The organism is Algihabitans sp., from assembly GCF_965226985.1.
GTDB lineage: Bacteria > Pseudomonadota > Alphaproteobacteria > Kiloniellales > DSM-21159 > Algihabitans.
Genome location: NZ_OZ245712.1, coordinates 2,141,112 through 2,157,563, shown reverse-complemented (window position 1 = coordinate 2,157,563; position 16,452 = coordinate 2,141,112). Strand labels below are relative to the sequence as shown.

Annotated in this window: 15 protein-coding genes; 10 read left to right on the top strand and 5 right to left on the bottom strand. The window is 67.0% G+C overall.

Features of this window, described 5'->3' with window-relative positions:
• Positions 1-13: 13 nt before the first annotated feature.
• On the bottom strand, positions 14-1,048 hold the full coding sequence (locus ACO054_RS09935) for a TRAP transporter substrate-binding protein (protein ID WP_421710280.1): 1,035 nt from the start codon (positions 1,046-1,048) through the stop codon (positions 14-16).
• A gap of 153 nt (positions 1,049-1,201) precedes the next feature.
• Positions 1,202-2,116, bottom strand: a complete 915-nt coding sequence (gene pcaQ, locus ACO054_RS09930) for a pca operon transcription factor PcaQ (RefSeq protein WP_421710279.1) — start codon at positions 2,114-2,116, stop codon at positions 1,202-1,204.
• A 139-nt stretch (positions 2,117-2,255) separates the two neighbouring features.
• Here pcaQ and pcaD point away from each other — a divergent pair, with 139 nt between their 5' ends.
• The 8 genes from pcaD to ACO054_RS09890 all read left to right on the top strand — a co-directional run bounded on the left by pcaD (position 2,256) and on the right by ACO054_RS09890 (position 10,439).
• Complete coding sequence (pcaD, locus tag ACO054_RS09925) at positions 2,256-3,080, top strand: 3-oxoadipate enol-lactonase (protein ID WP_421710278.1); 825 nt, start codon at positions 2,256-2,258, stop codon at positions 3,078-3,080.
• Positions 3,067-3,525 carry a 4-carboxymuconolactone decarboxylase gene (gene pcaC / locus ACO054_RS09920; RefSeq protein ID WP_421710277.1) on the top strand — a complete coding sequence of 153 codons (459 nt, stop codon included), beginning with the start codon at positions 3,067-3,069 and terminating at the stop codon, positions 3,523-3,525. Before pcaD ends, pcaC begins: the two co-directional genes overlap by 14 nt.
• Complete coding sequence (gene pcaH / locus ACO054_RS09915) at positions 3,522-4,274, top strand: protocatechuate 3,4-dioxygenase subunit beta (protein ID WP_421710276.1); 753 nt, start codon at positions 3,522-3,524, stop codon at positions 4,272-4,274. Before pcaC ends, pcaH begins: the two co-directional genes overlap by 4 nt.
• Position 4,275: 1 nt before the next feature.
• Complete coding sequence (gene pcaG / locus ACO054_RS09910; protein WP_421710275.1) at positions 4,276-4,926, top strand: protocatechuate 3,4-dioxygenase subunit alpha; 651 nt, start codon at positions 4,276-4,278, stop codon at positions 4,924-4,926.
• Between the two features lie 18 nt (positions 4,927-4,944).
• Entirely contained in the window at positions 4,945-6,294 is a 1,350-nt protein-coding gene (locus ACO054_RS09905; protein ID WP_421710274.1) for a class-II fumarase/aspartase family protein, read from the top strand.
• Positions 6,295-6,412: 118 nt separating this feature from the next.
• On the top strand, positions 6,413-7,342 hold the full coding sequence (locus ACO054_RS09900; protein WP_421710273.1) for a DMT family transporter: 930 nt from the start codon (positions 6,413-6,415) through the stop codon (positions 7,340-7,342).
• Positions 7,343-7,551: 209 nt separating this feature from the next.
• Positions 7,552-8,526: a TAXI family TRAP transporter solute-binding subunit gene (locus ACO054_RS09895; RefSeq protein WP_421710272.1), complete on the top strand. Its 975-nt coding sequence runs from the start codon at positions 7,552-7,554 to the stop codon at positions 8,524-8,526.
• 23 nt (positions 8,527-8,549) lie between these two features.
• Positions 8,550-10,439, top strand: a complete 1,890-nt coding sequence (locus ACO054_RS09890) for a TRAP transporter permease (RefSeq protein WP_421710271.1) — start codon at positions 8,550-8,552, stop codon at positions 10,437-10,439.
• Between the two features lie 6 nt (positions 10,440-10,445).
• On the opposite strand, the gene betA is transcribed toward ACO054_RS09890, so the two are convergent.
• Genes betA through betI form a run of 3 tightly spaced genes read right to left on the bottom strand, consistent with a single transcriptional unit; the run spans position 10,446 to position 14,224 of the window.
• Entirely contained in the window at positions 10,446-12,116 is a 1,671-nt protein-coding gene (gene betA, locus ACO054_RS09885; protein WP_421710270.1) for a choline dehydrogenase, read from the bottom strand.
• Between the two features lie 28 nt (positions 12,117-12,144).
• Complete coding sequence (betB, locus tag ACO054_RS09880) at positions 12,145-13,638, bottom strand: betaine-aldehyde dehydrogenase (RefSeq protein WP_421710269.1); 1,494 nt, start codon at positions 13,636-13,638, stop codon at positions 12,145-12,147.
• On the bottom strand, positions 13,631-14,224 hold the full coding sequence (gene betI, locus ACO054_RS09875; RefSeq protein WP_421710268.1) for a transcriptional regulator BetI: 594 nt from the start codon (positions 14,222-14,224) through the stop codon (positions 13,631-13,633). Before betI ends, betB begins: the two co-directional genes overlap by 8 nt.
• A 319-nt stretch (positions 14,225-14,543) precedes the next feature.
• On the opposite strand from betI, the gene ACO054_RS09870 reads away from it, so the two are divergent.
• Both ACO054_RS09870 and choW read left to right on the top strand, forming a co-directional pair.
• Positions 14,544-15,506: a choline ABC transporter substrate-binding protein gene (locus ACO054_RS09870; protein WP_421710267.1), complete on the top strand. Its 963-nt coding sequence runs from the start codon at positions 14,544-14,546 to the stop codon at positions 15,504-15,506.
• A 95-nt stretch (positions 15,507-15,601) separates the two neighbouring features.
• Positions 15,602-16,450, top strand: coding sequence for a choline ABC transporter permease subunit (gene choW / locus ACO054_RS09865; protein WP_421710266.1), 849 nt, complete (start codon positions 15,602-15,604; stop codon positions 16,448-16,450).
• Positions 16,451-16,452: the final 2 nt, after the last annotated feature.

Sequence of the window (16,452 nt, the reverse complement as noted above, 5' to 3'; positions counted from 1 at the left end):
CGCCTCAAAGACTCTACTGACCCGAGTGTTCCGAGATCAGAGCGCGGGCCCGCTCGACCAGCGCGGCGCCGTCGGCGCCGTCGTCGTCCATATCGGCGATCCAGGCGTCGATCACCGGCTGGGCTGCCGTCCGCCAGCGCTCGGTCTCGGTAGCATCGAGTATGACGATGCTGTTTCCGGCCTCCTCGGCGCGCTGCCGGCCGACGACATCGCCGGCATCCATGGCGCCACCGAACAGGGCGGCCGCCTCGACCCCTGAGTTGGCGTCGATCACCGCCTTCAGATCGTCGGGCAGGTTCTTGTAGCTGTCCCGGTTCATGACCATGGCGAAGGTCGCGGTGTAGAGACCATGATCCCCGTCGAAGCCCGTATGGGTCTCCACCAGCTCTGACACCCGCAGGGGAACGGTCACTTCCCAGGGAATGACCGCGCCGTCGATCACGCCCTTGGAGAGAGACTCGGGCACGGCGGGCACCGGCATGCCGATCGCCGTGGCTCCCAAGCGGTCCAGCATGCCGGTGATGACACGCGTCGGACCGCGCAGCTTCAGGCCGTCCATGTCCTCCATGCTGCGCACCCCCTCGCCCTTGACGTGCAGCAGGCCGGGTCCGTGGGTGTGGAACACCAGCGGCTGGACGTCGGCGAACTCGTCGAGCGCCGTCTCGGTGACGTACTCGTGGAAGGCGCGGGATGTCGCCTCGCCCGTCGTCACCATGAAGGGCAGTTCGAAGGCCTCGGTCTTGCTGAAGCGGCCCGGTGTGTACCCCAGGACGGTCCAGACGATATCGACCACGCCGTCGCGCGCCTGATCGAACAGCGACGGCGGGGCGCCACCCAGCTGCATGGCCGGGAAGTGCTGGATCTCGATCCGTCCGCCGGACTCCGTCTCCACGCGCTCGATCCAGGGATCGATGGCCTGCGAGGGGATCGTTGCCTGGGGCGGCAGAAACTGATGCAGGCGCAGGGTCACTTCCTGCGCCTGAGCGGTGCCGGTCGTCAGGATCAGCGCGGCGGCCAGCAGGCCCCCCGACAGCAGTTTGGCGTACATGCTCTCTCGTCCTCCCTTTGGTGTCTTCGCCGCCGATGCTTCGGTCGGATCTTCTTTTCCTGCAGTTTGCATCACGCAATGCCAAAGGAAAAATGAGGAATTCAGGGGTTTGGATAACCGCAGTGTTATCCGAAGCCTCTGGTGGTCAGCGGTTCAGGGCGCAGCGGCCTCGACGATCTTGCGCAGGATCCCGGCGAAGAGGGTCATCGGCGGCGTCATGGCGACCTCGGCCCGCATGGTCAGGCCGACCGGCCCCAGGGTCTGGTCGATGTTGAAGGGCAGCTCGACCAGCAGGCCATCGGCGATGTCCAGTGCGACCACGCCGAAGGAGATGAACCAGACGGCATCGGTCTTGCGCAGGTAGGCGCGTCCGAAGGTGGCGGCGACGGTTTCGATCCGGTCGGGCAGGCGGGCGATGCCGCTGGTGATCAGAAGCTGCTCGCAGAGGTCGCGGATCGCCGCGCCGGGGTCGGGGAATAGCACGGTGTAGTCGGCGATCCGCGTCACGTCGTTCGCAGTCAGCAGAGGATGGCCGGGCCGCACGACCACCGCCACCCGCTCGGAATAGAGATGACTGAAGCTCAGGCCGGCCATGCTCTCCTGCGGACCCAGCCGGCCGACCACGAGGTCCAGCTCGCCGTCGCGCAGCAGGTCGAGGATGTAGGGGTTGGGGCCGGACACGATGCGCAGCGTCATCTCCGGCGTGGCTTCCTTGAAGCTTGCGACGGCGGCGGGAATGATGCGCGCTGCGACGCTGGGCAGGGCGCCTACCGTCAGCACGTCCTGGCCCTGCTGCCGGGTCTGGGCGATGCCGTCCATGCCCTGCACGAGGGAGGCGAGGGCGGAGGCCGCATAGTGGAGGAAGGTCTCGCCGACCAGTGTCGTCGCGGCGCCGGCACGCCCGCGCTCCAACAGGCGCGCTTCCACGATCTCCTCCAGTTCCTTGAGAGTCTTGGAGACGGCCGGTTGGGTCACGGCCAGGGCGTCGGCGGCCTGCTTGACGCTGCCGCGGCGGGCGACCTCGACGAAGGTCCGCAGATGGCGAAGCTTGATTCTCGGGTCCAGCATGACTGGCCAGCATCACTCTTGGGTTATCGATCCGCTCCAAAACCTAATTTTACATGACCGATCGGATCGCGCAGTCTGGAATAAGAGGAGCCGCATCAAAGCGGTTCGCCAAGAAGAAGCAGGGTGGAGGAGCGTTCCTATGCAGTCGGCCCAGATCGAAGGGCGGGTGATCGAGTATCGGCTTGAGGAAACAGGGGCTGGCTCAACTGGTGTGGCGGGCGACTCCGACAACGCTCCCGTTCTGGTCTTCTCCAACTCGCTGGGAACGGATCTGCGGGTCTGGGATGCCTTGCTGCCGCAGCTGCCGGAGGGGCTGCGCGTCCTGCGCTATTCCAAGGCCGGCCACGGGCTGAGCGACCTGGCGGGGGAGCGTTCCATCGCGGCGCACGCCGACGACCTGCTGGCCCTGATGAACCAGCTCGGCATCGCCAGGGCGACTCTGGTTGGGCTGTCGGTGGGCGGCATGATCGCCCAGGCCCTGGCAGCGGCTGCGCCGGAACGCGTGGCCGGCCTGGTATTGTGCTGCACCGCGCAGAAGATCGGCACGCCGGAGATCTGGAACGAGCGGATCGATGGCATCCGCGCGGGCGGTCTGGCGTCTCTCGCCGACGCCGTGATGCAGCGCTGGTTCTCCCCGGCTTTCCGTGAGACGCAGCCGGCTGACCTGGCGATCTGGCGCAACATGCTTCTGCGCACGCCCGCGGACGGTTACAGCGCAGTCTGCGCCGCGATCCGCGATGCCGACCTGACCGCGACGACCGCGACCATCTCGGTCCCGACCTTCTGCGTTGCCGGTAGTCTCGACGGCTCGACGCCGCCCGAGGTGGTGCGCGGTCTGGCCGAACTGATTCCCGATGCGGACTTCGAGGTGATCGAGGGCGTCGGCCACATCCCCTGCGTCGAGGCGCCGGAGCGGCTCGGCCAACTGATCTCCGCGTTTCTGAAGGAGCATGGTCTTGGCTGAACGCGATACTCCAATCTCTGGGTCGATCCCCAGCCCGATACAGGGCGGAGCTTACGAGGACGGTATGGCGACCCGCCGCCGGGTCCTGGGCGACACCCATGTCGACCGCGCCGAAGCCTGCAAGACAGCCTTCGACGACGACTTCCAGCGTTTCATAACCGAGGGCGCCTGGGGCTCGGTCTGGTCGCGGCCCGGGCTAACGCCGCGCGAACGCTCGCTGATCACTCTGGCCCTGCTCGCCGCCGGCGGGCATCGGGAGGAGATCGCCCTGCATACCCGCGCGACCGCCAACACCGGAGCGACGCCCGACGACCTCAAGGAGGCGCTGCTGCATGTGGCGGTCTACGCCGGGGTGCCGGCCGCCAACGAGGCGATCCGCATCGTCAAGCAAACCCTGGAGGACAGCGGCCGGCTGCAACCGGCTGCGGGAGACCGGCAGCCATGAGCGACCCTTCGGCCACCAATCTGCGGCCGCGGCCCGAACCGCTGATCCCCCGCGATCACACCTGGCATCCTCCGGCGCTGGCGCCTGCCTACAAGACCTCCCTACTGCGTTCGCCGCAGCGGCCTCTGGTCGCGCATGAAGCGACCCTGTCGGAGAACACCGGACCGGTCTTCGGTCCCGAGGCGGTTGGCCCCTTGGACAACGACCTGCTGCGCAACCATGCCCGGGACGGCGATCCGGTCGGTCCGCGCATTTTGGTTCACGGTCGGCTTTGCGACGAGACGGGGCGCGGCGTGCCGGGCGCGCTGATCGAGATCTGGCAGGCCAATGCCGGTGGGCGCTACCGCCATCGCAAGGACGGCTACCTGGCCGCGCTTGATCCCAACTTCGGCGGCTGCGGCCGGACCCTCACGGACGACCAGGGCAACTACGTCTTCCGCACCGTCATGCCGGGGCCTTATCCCTGGCCGAACAACGTGAACGACTGGCGCCCCGCGCACATTCACTTCTCGCTCTTCGGCTCGGGCTTCGGTCAGCGCTTGATCACGCAGATGTATTTCGAGGGCGATCCGCATATTCCGCTCTGCCCCATCCTCAATGCGATTCCCGATCCCCGGGCGGTCGCTCGGCTGATCGCGCCGCTGGACATGGCTGCGACGGTGCCGATGGATGCGCGCGCCTACCGCTTCGACCTGGTGCTGCGCGGACGCCGCTCGACCTACTTCGAGACCCGGCCGGAGGGAAACTGACATGGGGTGGGGAACTGACATGCCGCAGGCAAGCGACCGCTTGAGGGAAACGCCGTCCCAGACCGCCGGACCCTACCTGCATATCGGACTCGCGCCCAGCCTCGCCGGGATCGCCGGTGTCTATCCGGCGGACCCAGGCGGCGTCATCGCCGGACCCGAGACGCCCGGCCAACGCCTTCGGATCGAGGGGCGGGTGTTCGATGGCGACGGCGGTCTGGTGCGCGATGCCTTGATCGAGACCTGGCAGGCCGATGCGAACGGGATCTACAACGCTCTGCTCGACCCGCGTCGCGGTCGCTGCGCGGCCGACTTCTGCGGCTGGGGGCGCTGTGCCACCGACCTCGACAGCGGCACCTTCGCCTTCGAGACGATCAAGCCGGGTCCGGTGCCGGGACCGCGCGACAGCATGATGGCGCCGCACATCTGTCTCTGGATCGTGGCCCGGGGAATCAACCTCGGCCTCTCGACGCGCCTCTACTTTCCGGAGGAGGAGAGCGCCAACGCGGCGGATCCGGTCCTGCAGCGGATCGAGAACCCGGCACGTCGGGACACCTTGATCGCCCAGTCCTCCGAACCTCGCGACGGCCTGAGCGTCTACCGCTTCGACATCCGCCTGCAGGGCGAAGGCGAAACGGTCTTCTTCGCGACCTGACGGGTGTCGTCCTCGCCTATGTACAGCCTGTCCGCTCATCCCTCCTACCTGGACGATCTGCTCGGCGATCCCGAGGTCTCGGCTGCGCTCTCCGCCGAGGCGCAGCTACGGGCGATGCTGCGGGTCGAGTCCGAACTGGCTGCCGTGCAGGCCGAGCTAGGGCTGCTCCCGCTGCGCGCGGCAGAGGCCATCGCTCAGCTCTGCGCGAGCGATCCGGTTCGGCCGGAGGGCCTGCGCGAAGCAACCCTGCGCGACGGCGTGGTCGTGCCGGGACTGGTGGCCGCCCTGCGCCAAGCCCTGCCGGCCGACGTCGCGCCCTATCTGCATTGGGGCGCGACCAGTCAGGACATCGTCGATACCGCCGCCTGCCTCACGCTGCGCGACGCGCTCGACATTCAGCAGGGGCGCCTGCGATCCGTCATGGACCACCTGGCCACCCTGGCCGAGGACCACCGGACGACGGTCATGGCGGCGCGCACGCGCGGCCAGCAGGCGACGCCGACCACCTTCGGCCTGAAGGCCGCGGGCTGGCTGATGCCCTTGGTCAGGGCTGCATCACGTCTTGGCCCCTTGCGCGAGGACTCACTCGCTCTGTCTCTGGGCGGTGCGAGCGGAACGCAGGCGGCTTACGGCGAGCGCGCCGCCGAGATCGAGCGGCGGTTGGCGCTGCGGCTCCATCTGGCGGTTCCCGTCCTGCCGTGGCACACGCAGCGCGACCGCTTCGTCGAGATCGGCGGCTGGATGACCGGCGTCGCTGGCGCGCTCGGCAAGCTGGCCGGCGACGTTTTGCTGCTGACCCAGTCGGAGGTTGGAGAGGTCGCCCTGGCCGGTGCCGGTGGGTCCTCGACCATGCCGAACAAGGCCAATCCGACGCGCGCCGAGGCGATGGTTGCCCTGGCCCGCCGGACGGCGACCGAGATCCCGCTTCTGCACCAGGCCGTCCTGCACGATCACGAGCGCGGTGGTGCGGCTTGGCAGATGGAATGGGCGGCCTTGCCATCCATTGCCGTATCGTCGGGGGCCGCGCTGCGTCATGGCCTGGCGTTACTTGAGACGCTGGAGGTCAAGCCCGAACGGATGCGTGTGAACCTGGAGGCCAGCCGGGGTTTGCTTCTGGCCGAGGCGGCGAGTTTCGCCTTGGCCACCCAGCTGCCGCGTGCGGAGGCTCAGGCGCTCGTCAAGCAAGCCTGCGCCGAGGTGCGCGACGGCGACCTTCACCTGATCGATTGTCTGCGGCGGCACTGCGACCTCCCAATCGACTGGGAGCGCCTGCGGGATCCCGCCGCCCAGACAGGGCAGAGCGATGCCCTGATCGACCGCGCCCTGGCGGCTTATAGGGATATCTCCTCCGAGAGCGATCCGCGCTAGGGACACGCCCTTAGGAGCGTGTCGCAGATCTGCCGGTTGGATTTATCCACCCTGATGACCCCGCTTCTCCTCTATGGTCGCCGCCCATTCTTTAGGCAGGTGAGGGAAGCCCGACGGTATGTCGGTCCTTGGTGAGAGTGCACGGTCTTTCGGTCGTTGGGCGGGCGGCAACGCCTATCTGCTGTTGCTGCTGACCACGGCGGCTTGGGGCGGCAATGCCGTCGCCGGCCGCTTCGCGGTGGGCGAGGTCTCGCCGATGGCGTTGGTCGCCCTGCGCTGGCTGGGCGTGGTCCTGCTGGTGCTGCTGGTGGCGCGTCGTCAGATGATCGCCGAGTTGCCGGTGCTGCGCGCGCACTGGCGTTTCTTCGCCCTGCTCGGCACCATCGGCTTCACCATCTTCAACGCGCTTTTCTACACGGCCGCCCAGACCACGACGGCCATCAACATCGGCATCATCCAGGGGTCGATCCCGGTCTTCGTGCTGATCGGCGCCTTTTTGGTCTACCGCACAGCGGTGACGCCGCTGCAGAGCGTGGGTGTGGCCCTGACGATGTTGGGAGTTGTGACCGTCACCGCCGGCGGCGATCTCCAGCGCCTGCTCGGGCTCGGCTTCGCGGAAGGCGATTTGATCATGCTCGTGGCCTGCGTCTTCTACGCGGCCTATACCGTGGCCCTGCGCCGTCGGCCGGAGGTTTCCGCCCTGGCGATGTTCTCGGTCATGGCCCTCGCGGCGCTTCTGGCCGCGCTGCCGCTCGCTGTTCTGGAGGCGGTGGCCGGGGCCTTCGTTTGGCCGAGCCCGGCCGGCTGGGCGGTGGTGCTCTTCGTCGTTCTGATTCCCTCCTTCCTGGCGCAGCTTTCCTTCATGCAGGGGGTCAGGTTGATCGGCCCCGGCCGCGCTGGCGTCTTCGTCAACCTCGTGCCGATCTTCGCCGCGCTCTTCTCTGTGCTGCTGCTGGGCGAGACCTTCGCGCCCTTTCACGCGGTCGCTCTGGTCCTGGTGCTGGGCGGCATCTGGATCGCCGAGCGGGCAAAGTCCCGGAACAGCTAGAGTCGGGCGTTCCTGACGGCCTTTATCTCGCCGCCGATCCTATCCAATCCGGCAAGTTTGCTTGACCTGTCGGCCCCTTGCTGAGCAGTGTCTGGCTCTTGCGATCGCGCCATGACACTCCTTGCTGTGTCGGCCGCGCATCGGCTCAACCGAAGCGATAAGGAGCGCCGGCGACGATCAAGCCGGCCTTTGAGGGAGGAAGACGTTCAATGCAGCTACGCAAACTTCTGGCCGCCGGTGTCGGCGCCCTGGCCGGTCTCTCCTTGCTGGCGGGCGGTGCCAGCGCCGACTCGCGTATCACCCTGAAGTCGGCGAAATCGACCTCCTCCTACTACGTAATGATGGTCCAACTCGCCGAGATGCTGAAGGACGCCAGCGGCGGCGATATCCTGCCGACGGTGGAGGAGAGCCAGGGCTCGGTCCAGAACGTCAAGGAATCGAAGGTTCGTCCCGGCAACTTCTTCTTCACAACGCCGCCCAGCCTGCTGGCGGCCGCGCGCGAGGGCCGCACCCCCTTCGAGGGCGAGTCCTTCGATACGGCGCGCACCCTCTTCGTGATGCCCTTCGTCACGATCCACTTCGTCGTGCGCGAGGACGCCGGGGTCGCGACCCTGGGCGATCTGACCGGCAAGCAGTTCATCGCCGGCGGCAAGGGCTCCTTCTGCGAGCGCCGGGCCAAGTCGATCCTGGACGCGCTGGAACTGACCGACAAGATCGACTTGGTGGACGTCGAACTCGATGCCGCCGCGCCGGCGGTGCGCAACGCCAAGGTCGACGGCTTCGTCACCTGCAGTTCCCACCCGACCCCGGGCCTGGTCGAGCTGGCGACCACGACGCCGGTCGAGGTGCTGTCTCTGACGGAAGAGGAGCGCCAAACCATCGTGGAGCTGGATCCGCTCTCGGGACCGGTCACCATCGCTGCCGGAACCTACAAGGGGCAGGAACAGGCGGTTGCGACGGTCGGTGTGCCGGTCGGCGGTTACGGTACTGTCGGGATGGACGAGGAGGTGGCCTACTTCCTCACCAAGACCTTCTGGGAATGGAAGGACCGGCTGGCGGGCGAGAATCCCTGGTGGAACGGTGTTACCGTCGATCTGCTGAGCCAGATGGGCGCGCCGCTGCATCCGGGCGCGCGTCGCTACTACGAGGAACAGGGCATCGAGCTGCCGGACGCCCTTTTGTGATCCTGCCTACGGGCCGCTAGCTCATGGCGACCTCTGCTTCGGCATCGGCGACGGCCGGTATCGCGCCGTCCGGCCCCGTTCTCGTGGTCTCGGAAGAGCGCGGCATCCCCGACGACTCTCCCCTGGCCGGGCCGCTTTCGCGGCTCAGCCTGCGGGACTGGGCGATGCTGGCCTGCGGCCTGATCTCCGTCGGCTTTCACCTCTATCTCGTCTTCTCGGGTCTGATCCCGAATCTCATCACGCGGCCGCTGCACTTCGTGTTGGCGCTGCCCTGGATTTTCTTTTTTGCGGTCACGCCGAATCGCTTCGCTCGCTGGTCGGGCTACGCGCTTGGCGTGATCGGGCTGTTGGCCGCCGGCTTCATCGCGCTTGAGAGCGATCGGCTGGTCGACCAGTACGGATCACTGCAGGGGACCTTGCAGCGCGCGGTCGCGCTGGTGGTGATCCTGGTGGCGCTGGAGATGGCGCGCCGCGCCATCAAGTGGGTGCTGCCGGCCATCACTCTGCTGGTGCTGCTCTACGGCTATTTCGGCGATCTGATCCCCGGCACCTTCGGTCACGGCGGGCTGCCGTTCGACTACTACTTCGGGACGCTGGTGATCACCGGCGGCGGCATGTGGTCCAGCCTGACCGGGATCTCTGCGGAGGTGATAGCGCCCTTCATCATTCTCGGCGCCTTCATCTCGGCGGGGACGGCGGGCACCGGTTTCATGTCCGTCGCGACCCAGCTGGCCGGCCGCTTCCGGGCCGGCGCGGCAAAGATCGCAGTGCTCTCCAGCGCCCTCTACGGCACCATCTCCGGGGTCGCCTCCGCTAACACGGCCTCCACCGGCATGGTGACGATCCCGGCCATGAAGCGGCTCGGCTATCCGCCCTCCATGGCAGCGGCGACGGAGGCCGTGGCCTCGACCGGCGGCCAGATCATGCCGCCGCTGATGGGGGCCGGGATCTTCGTGATGGCGGAGCTGCTGCGCAGCGACTACACGACCATCATGGTGGCCGCGACCCCGCCGGCGCTGCTGTTCTTTCTGACCGCCTGGATGGGGGTGCATGCCTACGCTTTGCGCTTCGGCCTGCGTGGCCTGCGGCGCGAGGAACTGCCGGGCTGGTCGCTGGTGCTGCGCAGCGTTCCCTTCTTCCTGCTGCCCTTCGGTATCCTGGTCTACATGCTGGTCTTCACGGCTTACACCGCGCCCTACGCCGCCTTCTTTGCGACGCTGGCGGCGCTGCTGCTGCTGGCCACCGATTCCCTCGGCAGCTTCGATCTGCGCCGCTGGCTGCATCGTCTTTGGAGCGGCTGCGTCAGCGCCGGACGGCAGATCGCCTCCATCGCCGCGATCATCGTTTGTGCCAGCCTGATCGTCGGCGTCTTCCACATGACCGGACTGGGCGTGAAGATCACTTCGCTGATCCTTTCGGCCTCCGGTGGGGAGCTGTGGGTCGCCCTGCTGCTGACCGCGCTGGCCAGCCTGGTGCTGGGGATGGAGCTGCCGACGACCGCCGCCTACGTCATCTGCGTCGCGGTAGCGGGTCCGGCTCTGGTCGAGCTGGGGTTGCCCGAGCTTTACGCCCACCTTTTCGTCTTCTGGTACGCGCTGCTCTGCACGATCACACCGCCGGTCTGCGGCAACGTCTTCATCGCCGCCGGTATCGCCGAGACGCCCTGGATCCCGGTGGCTTTGCGGTCAATGGCGCTGGGGCTCGGCCTGTTTCTCGTACCGCTCGGCTTCGTCGCCAATCCGGCTCTGCTGATGCTGGCCGAGGCGCCGCTGCTCACCCTGGCGGCGCTGGTCAAGGTCGCGGCCGGGCTGTTCCTGCTGTCCTACGCCGTGATCGGCCCGACGCCCAAGGCGTGGCTGCGTCTCCCGGCCTTCGTCGGCGGTCTCGTCCTGCTGTTCGCCTTCGGGATCTGAGATCCCTCAGCGCTGTGCGACCTCCCACTGAGGGTGGATCCAGATCGGAGCCTCGGAGGGCGGCAGGGGCGTCTGGTTGCGGATCTCGTCGGCGATCTTCTCCGCCAGCATGATGGTGGGCGCGTTGAGATTGCCGCTAACGATGTCCGGCATGATGGAGGCGTCCACCACGCGCAACCCCTCGACCCCGTAGACCCGTCCGGCGCCGTCGACCACGGCCAGAGGGTCGCTGTCCGGACCCATTTTGCAGGTGCAGGAGGGGTGATAGGCGCTTTCCCCCTTGGCGCGGACGAAGGCGTCGATCTCCGCGTCGCTTGTGGCCTCCGGTCCGGGACTCAGCTCCGGCCCGCGCAGGTCGTCGAAGGCCGACTGTGCGAAGATCTCGCGGGTCAGGCGGATGCCTTCGCGCATTTCCCGCCGGTCCTGTTCGCTGCCCATATAGTTGAACAGCACCGAGGGCGCCTCCTTCGGGTCGGCCGAACGGAGCTTCAGCTTGCCCCGGCTGGTCGGGCGCATCGGGCCGATGTGGGCCTGGAAGCCGTGACCGCCGGCCGGGCTGCTGCCGTCGTAGTTTATGGCGATGGGTAGGAAGTGATACTGCAGGTCGGGGTGTTCGACGCCGGCGCGGCTGCGGATGAAACCGCCCGCCTCGAAGTGGCTGGTGGTCCCCAGGCCCTTGCGGAAGAAGACCCAGTCCATGCCGATCTTCAGCTTGTTCCAGGGCTTGAGCGAGGGGTAGAGCGTGATCGGCTTCGTACAGGCGTGCTGGACGTAGACCTCCAGATGGTCCTGCAGGTTGTCGCCGACGCCCGGGCGGTTCGCTACCACCTCGATCCCCAGCGCGCGCAGCTCGTCTGCCGGGCCGATGCCGGAGAGCAGCAGCAGTTGCGGCGAGTTGATCGCGCCGCCGGCCAGAACCACCTCGCGCTCGGCCCGGACGGACTGTTCCAGGCCGCGCCGCTTGTAGGTCACGCCCGTGGCGCGTCCCTGCTCGACCTCGATCTTTGCGACCAGGGCGCGGTCGATCACGGTCAGGTTCGAGCGGGTCAGGGCGGGGTGCAGGTAGCCCTTGGCCGCCGACCAGCGCTCACCCTCCCAGGTGGTGCGGTCCAGGCGCGACAGCCCCTCCTGCTGTTCGCCATTCATGTCCTCGGTGATGGGATAGCCGGCTTGCCGTCCGGCCTCGATCCAGGCGGCGTAGAGCGGGTGGTCGAGGCGCCCGGCCGTCACCCGCAGGGGGCCGTCGCCGCCGTGGTAGTCGTCTCCGCCCAGCTCGTGGGTTTCCGCCTTGCGGAAGTAGGGCAGGACGTGGCTGTAGTCCCATCCGCGCAGGCCCTTCTGGGCCCAGCGGTCGTAGTCGCGCGCATGGCCGCGCACGTAGGCCATGCCGTTGATCGAACTCGATCCGCCGAGCACGCGCCCGCGCGGCTGATAGATCCGCCGGCCGTCCATATAGGGCTCGGGCTCCGACTCGTAGGCCCAGTTGTAGCGCTTGCCCTTCAGGGGCTCGGCCAGGGCCGCCGGCATGTGGATCATCCAGGACATCAGGCCGCGGTCGGGGCCTCCGGCCTCCAGCAGCAGGACAGAAACCTCAGGGTCCTCGCTCAGCCGGGCGGCCAGGACGCAGCCGGCCGAACCGGCGCCGACGATGACGTAGTCGTAGGCTTGCTCGCGCATTTTTCTTGTCTTCTTTTTTTTGAGACTCTCAGTAGGGGGAGTCGACGTCGCCCATCTCGACGTAGACGGATTTCAGTTGGCTATAGTGCTCGATCGCGGCCCGTCCGTTCTCGCGGCCCAGGCCCGACTGCCGGTAGCCGCCGAAGGGCATCTCGATGGGCGTCAGGTTGTAGGTGTTGATCCAGCAGGTGCCGGCCTGCAGCCGGGCGATCACCCGGTGCGCGCGTTTCAGGTCGCGGGTAAAGATACCGGCGGCCAGCCCGAAAGGCGTCGCGTTGGCGCGGGTCACGACCTCCTCTTCCTCCGTGAAGGTCAGGAGGGAGAGCAGGGGGCCGAAGACCTCCTCCCGCACGATGCTCATGCTGTCGTTGCAGCCGTCGAAGATGGCCGGCGCCACGAAGTTGCCCTCCGTAAGCGCCGGATGCTCGGGCGCCGTGCCGCCGGTCACCAGTTTGGCGCCCGCCGCCCGACCGGCCTGGACGTAGTCCAGTACCTTGGCGCGATGCTCGGCTGAGATCAGCGCCCCGACCTGGGTTTCCGGGTCCAGGGGATCGCCGATCTTCATCGCCTCGGTGCGGGCGACCAGCTTTTCCAGGAAGGCCGCTTTGACCGAGGCCTCGACGAAGACGCGCGTGCCGTTCGAACAGATTTCGCCTTGCGTGAAGAAGTTGGCCAGCAGCGCGGCGGAGACGGCGTTGTCGAGATCGGCGTCGGCGAAGACGATCAGGGGCGACTTGCCGCCCAGTTCCAGCGTGACTTCCTTCAGGCTGCCGGCGGCGTCGGCCATCACCTTCTTGCCGGTTCCGACTTCGCCGGTCAGGGAGACCTTGGCGATCCTCTCGTGACGGGTCAGCAACTGGCCGGTCTCGCCGAAGCCCTGCACCACGTTGAAGACGCCGTCCGGCAGTCCGGCTTCCTTGAAGACCTCGGCCAGCTTCAGCGCGGTGAGGGGTGTCAGCTCCGCCGGCTTGAAGATCATGGCGTTGCCGCAAGCCAGCGCCGGCGCTGCCTTCCAGCAGGCGATCTGCAGCGGGTAGTTCCAGGCGCCGATGCCGGCACAGACGCCCAGCGGTTCGCGCCGCGTGTAGAAGAAGCTGTGGTTCCACTCGGCGCCCAGGTCGACGTGTTCGCCGCCCAGGGTCGCGGCGAGACCGCCGTAGTACTCCAGGCAGTCGGCCCCTGAATGTACGTCGACCGTCTCGGACTCCGAAATCGGCTTGCCGCTGTCCAGCGTTTCCAGGACGGCCAGTTCGCGGTTGCGCGCCCGCAGGATGTCGGCGGCGCGCTTCAACACCCGACCGCGGGCCGTGCCGCCCATGGCGGACCAGACGGCGAAACCGGCCTCCGCCGCGGCGACCGCCGCTTCGACTTCGGCGACACCGGAGATCTCCACCTCGCAGAGCGGCCGGTTGGTTGCCGGATTGAAGGTTGGAAAGCTGCGGCCGTCGCTGTTGTCGAGAGGGGCGCCGCCGATCCAGGCTTTCTGGGTCGTCAGGGTCGGCAGATGGGTCGCGTCAGGCATCGACGGGCTCCCGTGCGAGTTGGGTGTGCAGATAATTGCGGACGATGCGCCGGGCGGCGCGGCTGCCCGGCCGGCCGCCGGCTAAAGTGGCGCGCAGCCAGAGGCCGTCGATCAGCCCGGCGATGCCGTCGGCCAGGTCGCGCGCCGGCCGTTCTTGCAGAAGCTGCTTCGCGGCGTGGAAAAGGTTGGCGAACATGCGCCGCTGGTAGACGCGCTGAATGCGCTCCAGGGCCGGGACATGCAGGGACTGCGCCCAGAAGGCCAGCCAGACCTTTGCCAGGCGCGGATCGAACTGGCTTGTCGCGAGGTTCGCGTCGATCACCGCCTCCATCCGCGCGCGGGGCGTCTCGGCCGCCGTCAGGCGCGCGATCATATCTCGGTTCAGATCTTCGAAGAGCGCGCGCAAGGTCGCTTCCAGCAAGCCGTTCTTGTCGGTGAAGTAGTGGGCCACCAGCCCCGGGGAGACACCGGCGCGTTTCGCGATGGCCTGCAGACTGGCGGCCGCGAAGCCGACCTCGTGGATCGTGTCGATCGTCGCCTCGATCAACTGGCGCCGACGTAGCCGTTCCATGCCGAGCTTGGGCATCGCTGCCGTCCCGAATCTGCCGCCCTAAAACCGCTGTCTCGATCCGACGTCTGGGTACCCTATCGATCCCCGTATTGCGAGGGCTGGAGCCAGCTTGTCAATGAAATTAACAATTTTCATTGAACGATCAATCAAAAAAGGCTTGAATTATGGTCAGTTGCATGGGCGGCGGTCGGCGCAAGCGCAGATGCGTTTCCGATCGCCTGCGCCCCAGGGCTGCCATCGACGCAGCTCTTGAACGATAATCGAAACAGGCACCGGGACGCTCCGTTCAGGACGCGATCTCGTGCACGAATTTGGCAAGGCAGGGAGATATCGTATGAAAACCGGACAACTCATGGCGGCCACGGCTGCGGCGGCCACGACGGTTCTTGCCGCGACCCTTCTGGCGGGGCCGGCAAAGGCCGAGGTGCCCGAGGCCTGCCGCACGGTGACCTTCTCCGATGTCGGCTGGACCGACATCACGGCGACCACGGCGCTGACCACCACCGTTCTGGAGGGGCTGGGCTACGAGACCGACACGGAAGTGCTCTCGGTGCCGGTCACCTATGCGTCCATGAGGAACGGCGACGTGGACGTTTTTCTCGGCAACTGGATGCCGACCATGGAAGCGGACCTGGCGCCCTATCGCGAGGACGGTTCGGTCGAGGTGGTGAAGGCCAACCTGGAGGGCGCGAAGTACACCCTGGCGACGCTGCGCTATACGGCCGACGAGGGCCTGACGGACTTCGCGGACATCGCTGCCTTCGCCGATCGGTTGGACGACAGGATCTACGGCATCGAACCCGGCAACGACGGCAACCGTCTGATCCAGGACATGATCGACGGCGATCTGTTCGGCCTGTCCGATTTCGAGGTGGTGGAGTCCAGCGAGCAGGGCATGCTGTCCCAGGTCCGCCGGGCGGAGCGCAGCGAAGACCCGGTCGTCTTCCTGGCCTGGGAGCCGCATCCCATGAACGCCAATCACGAGATCGTCTATCTGACCGGCGGCGACGAGGTCTTCGGACCGGATTTCGGCGGCGCGACCGTCTACACCAACGTGCGGGCCGGCTATCTGGAGGAGTGTGAGAACGTCGGGCGTCTGCTCTCCAACCTGACCTTCACCCTGGAGATGGAAAACGAGGTCATGGGAGCGATCCTGGACGAGGGCGAGGACCCTTCTGACGCGGCCGAGGCCTGGCTCAAGGCCAACCCCGGCACGCTCGATGGCTGGCTGGCCGAGGTGACCACAATTGACGGCGAGCCCGGCCTGCCGGCCGTCAAGGAATCTCTCGGACTCTAGAGCCCAAGGGCCTTCGACGGCTCGAAGGGCGCTGCGGACCCAATGTGGTCCGTAGCGCCGGGCCGGCCTGTAATCCGACCTGAGGGAAGACGGCTTTGGAAGACTGGATCACCGCCTGGAAGATTCCCATCGGGGAGCTTGGCGAAGCGCTCTTCGATCTTCTGCAGACCCATCTCTACTGGTTTTTTCGAGCCTTCTCCGAGGGCTTGGGATTCGTGGTCGAGGGAGTCAACGACGGGCTGCAAACTCTCCCGCCGTTGCTGCTGATCGGATTGTTGGCCGGGCTGACCTGGTGGCTGCATCGGAATTGGAAGCTTCCGACGGCCATGGTCCTGTCGCTCTTGCTGGTGGTAAACCTCGGGTACTGGGAGGCTACGGTCGAGACGCTGACCCTGGTGCTCTTCGCCACCACGGCCTGCATGGTTATCGGAGTGCCGCTGGGAATTGCGGCGGCTCACCGGCCCTGGCTCTACACGCTGCTGCGGCCGATCCTCGATCTGATGCAGACGATACCGACCTTCGTCTATCTGATCCCGACCTTGATTCTCTTCGGCCTCGGCATGGTGCCGGGCCTGATCTCGACGGTGATCTTCGCGATCCCGGCGCCGATCCGCCTGACCTATCTCGGTGTCTCCTCCGTTCCGAAGCAGCTTGTCGAGGCGGGCGAGGCCTTCGGAGCAACCCGCCGCCAGCTTCTCTGGAAGGTCGAGCTGCCGCACGCCCTGCCGACCATCATGGCCGGTCTGACCCAGTGCATCATGCTGTCCCTCTCAATGGTCGTGATCGCCGCCCTGGTCGGTGCGGACGGCCTGGGCAAGCCGGTGGTGCGGGCGCTCAACACCGTCAACGTCGAGATGGGCATCGAGGCCGGTCTCGCCATCGTCATCCTCGCCATCCTGCTCGACCGCTTCTGCAAGACGCCGAAGCTCGGCGGAGAGCGTTAAGC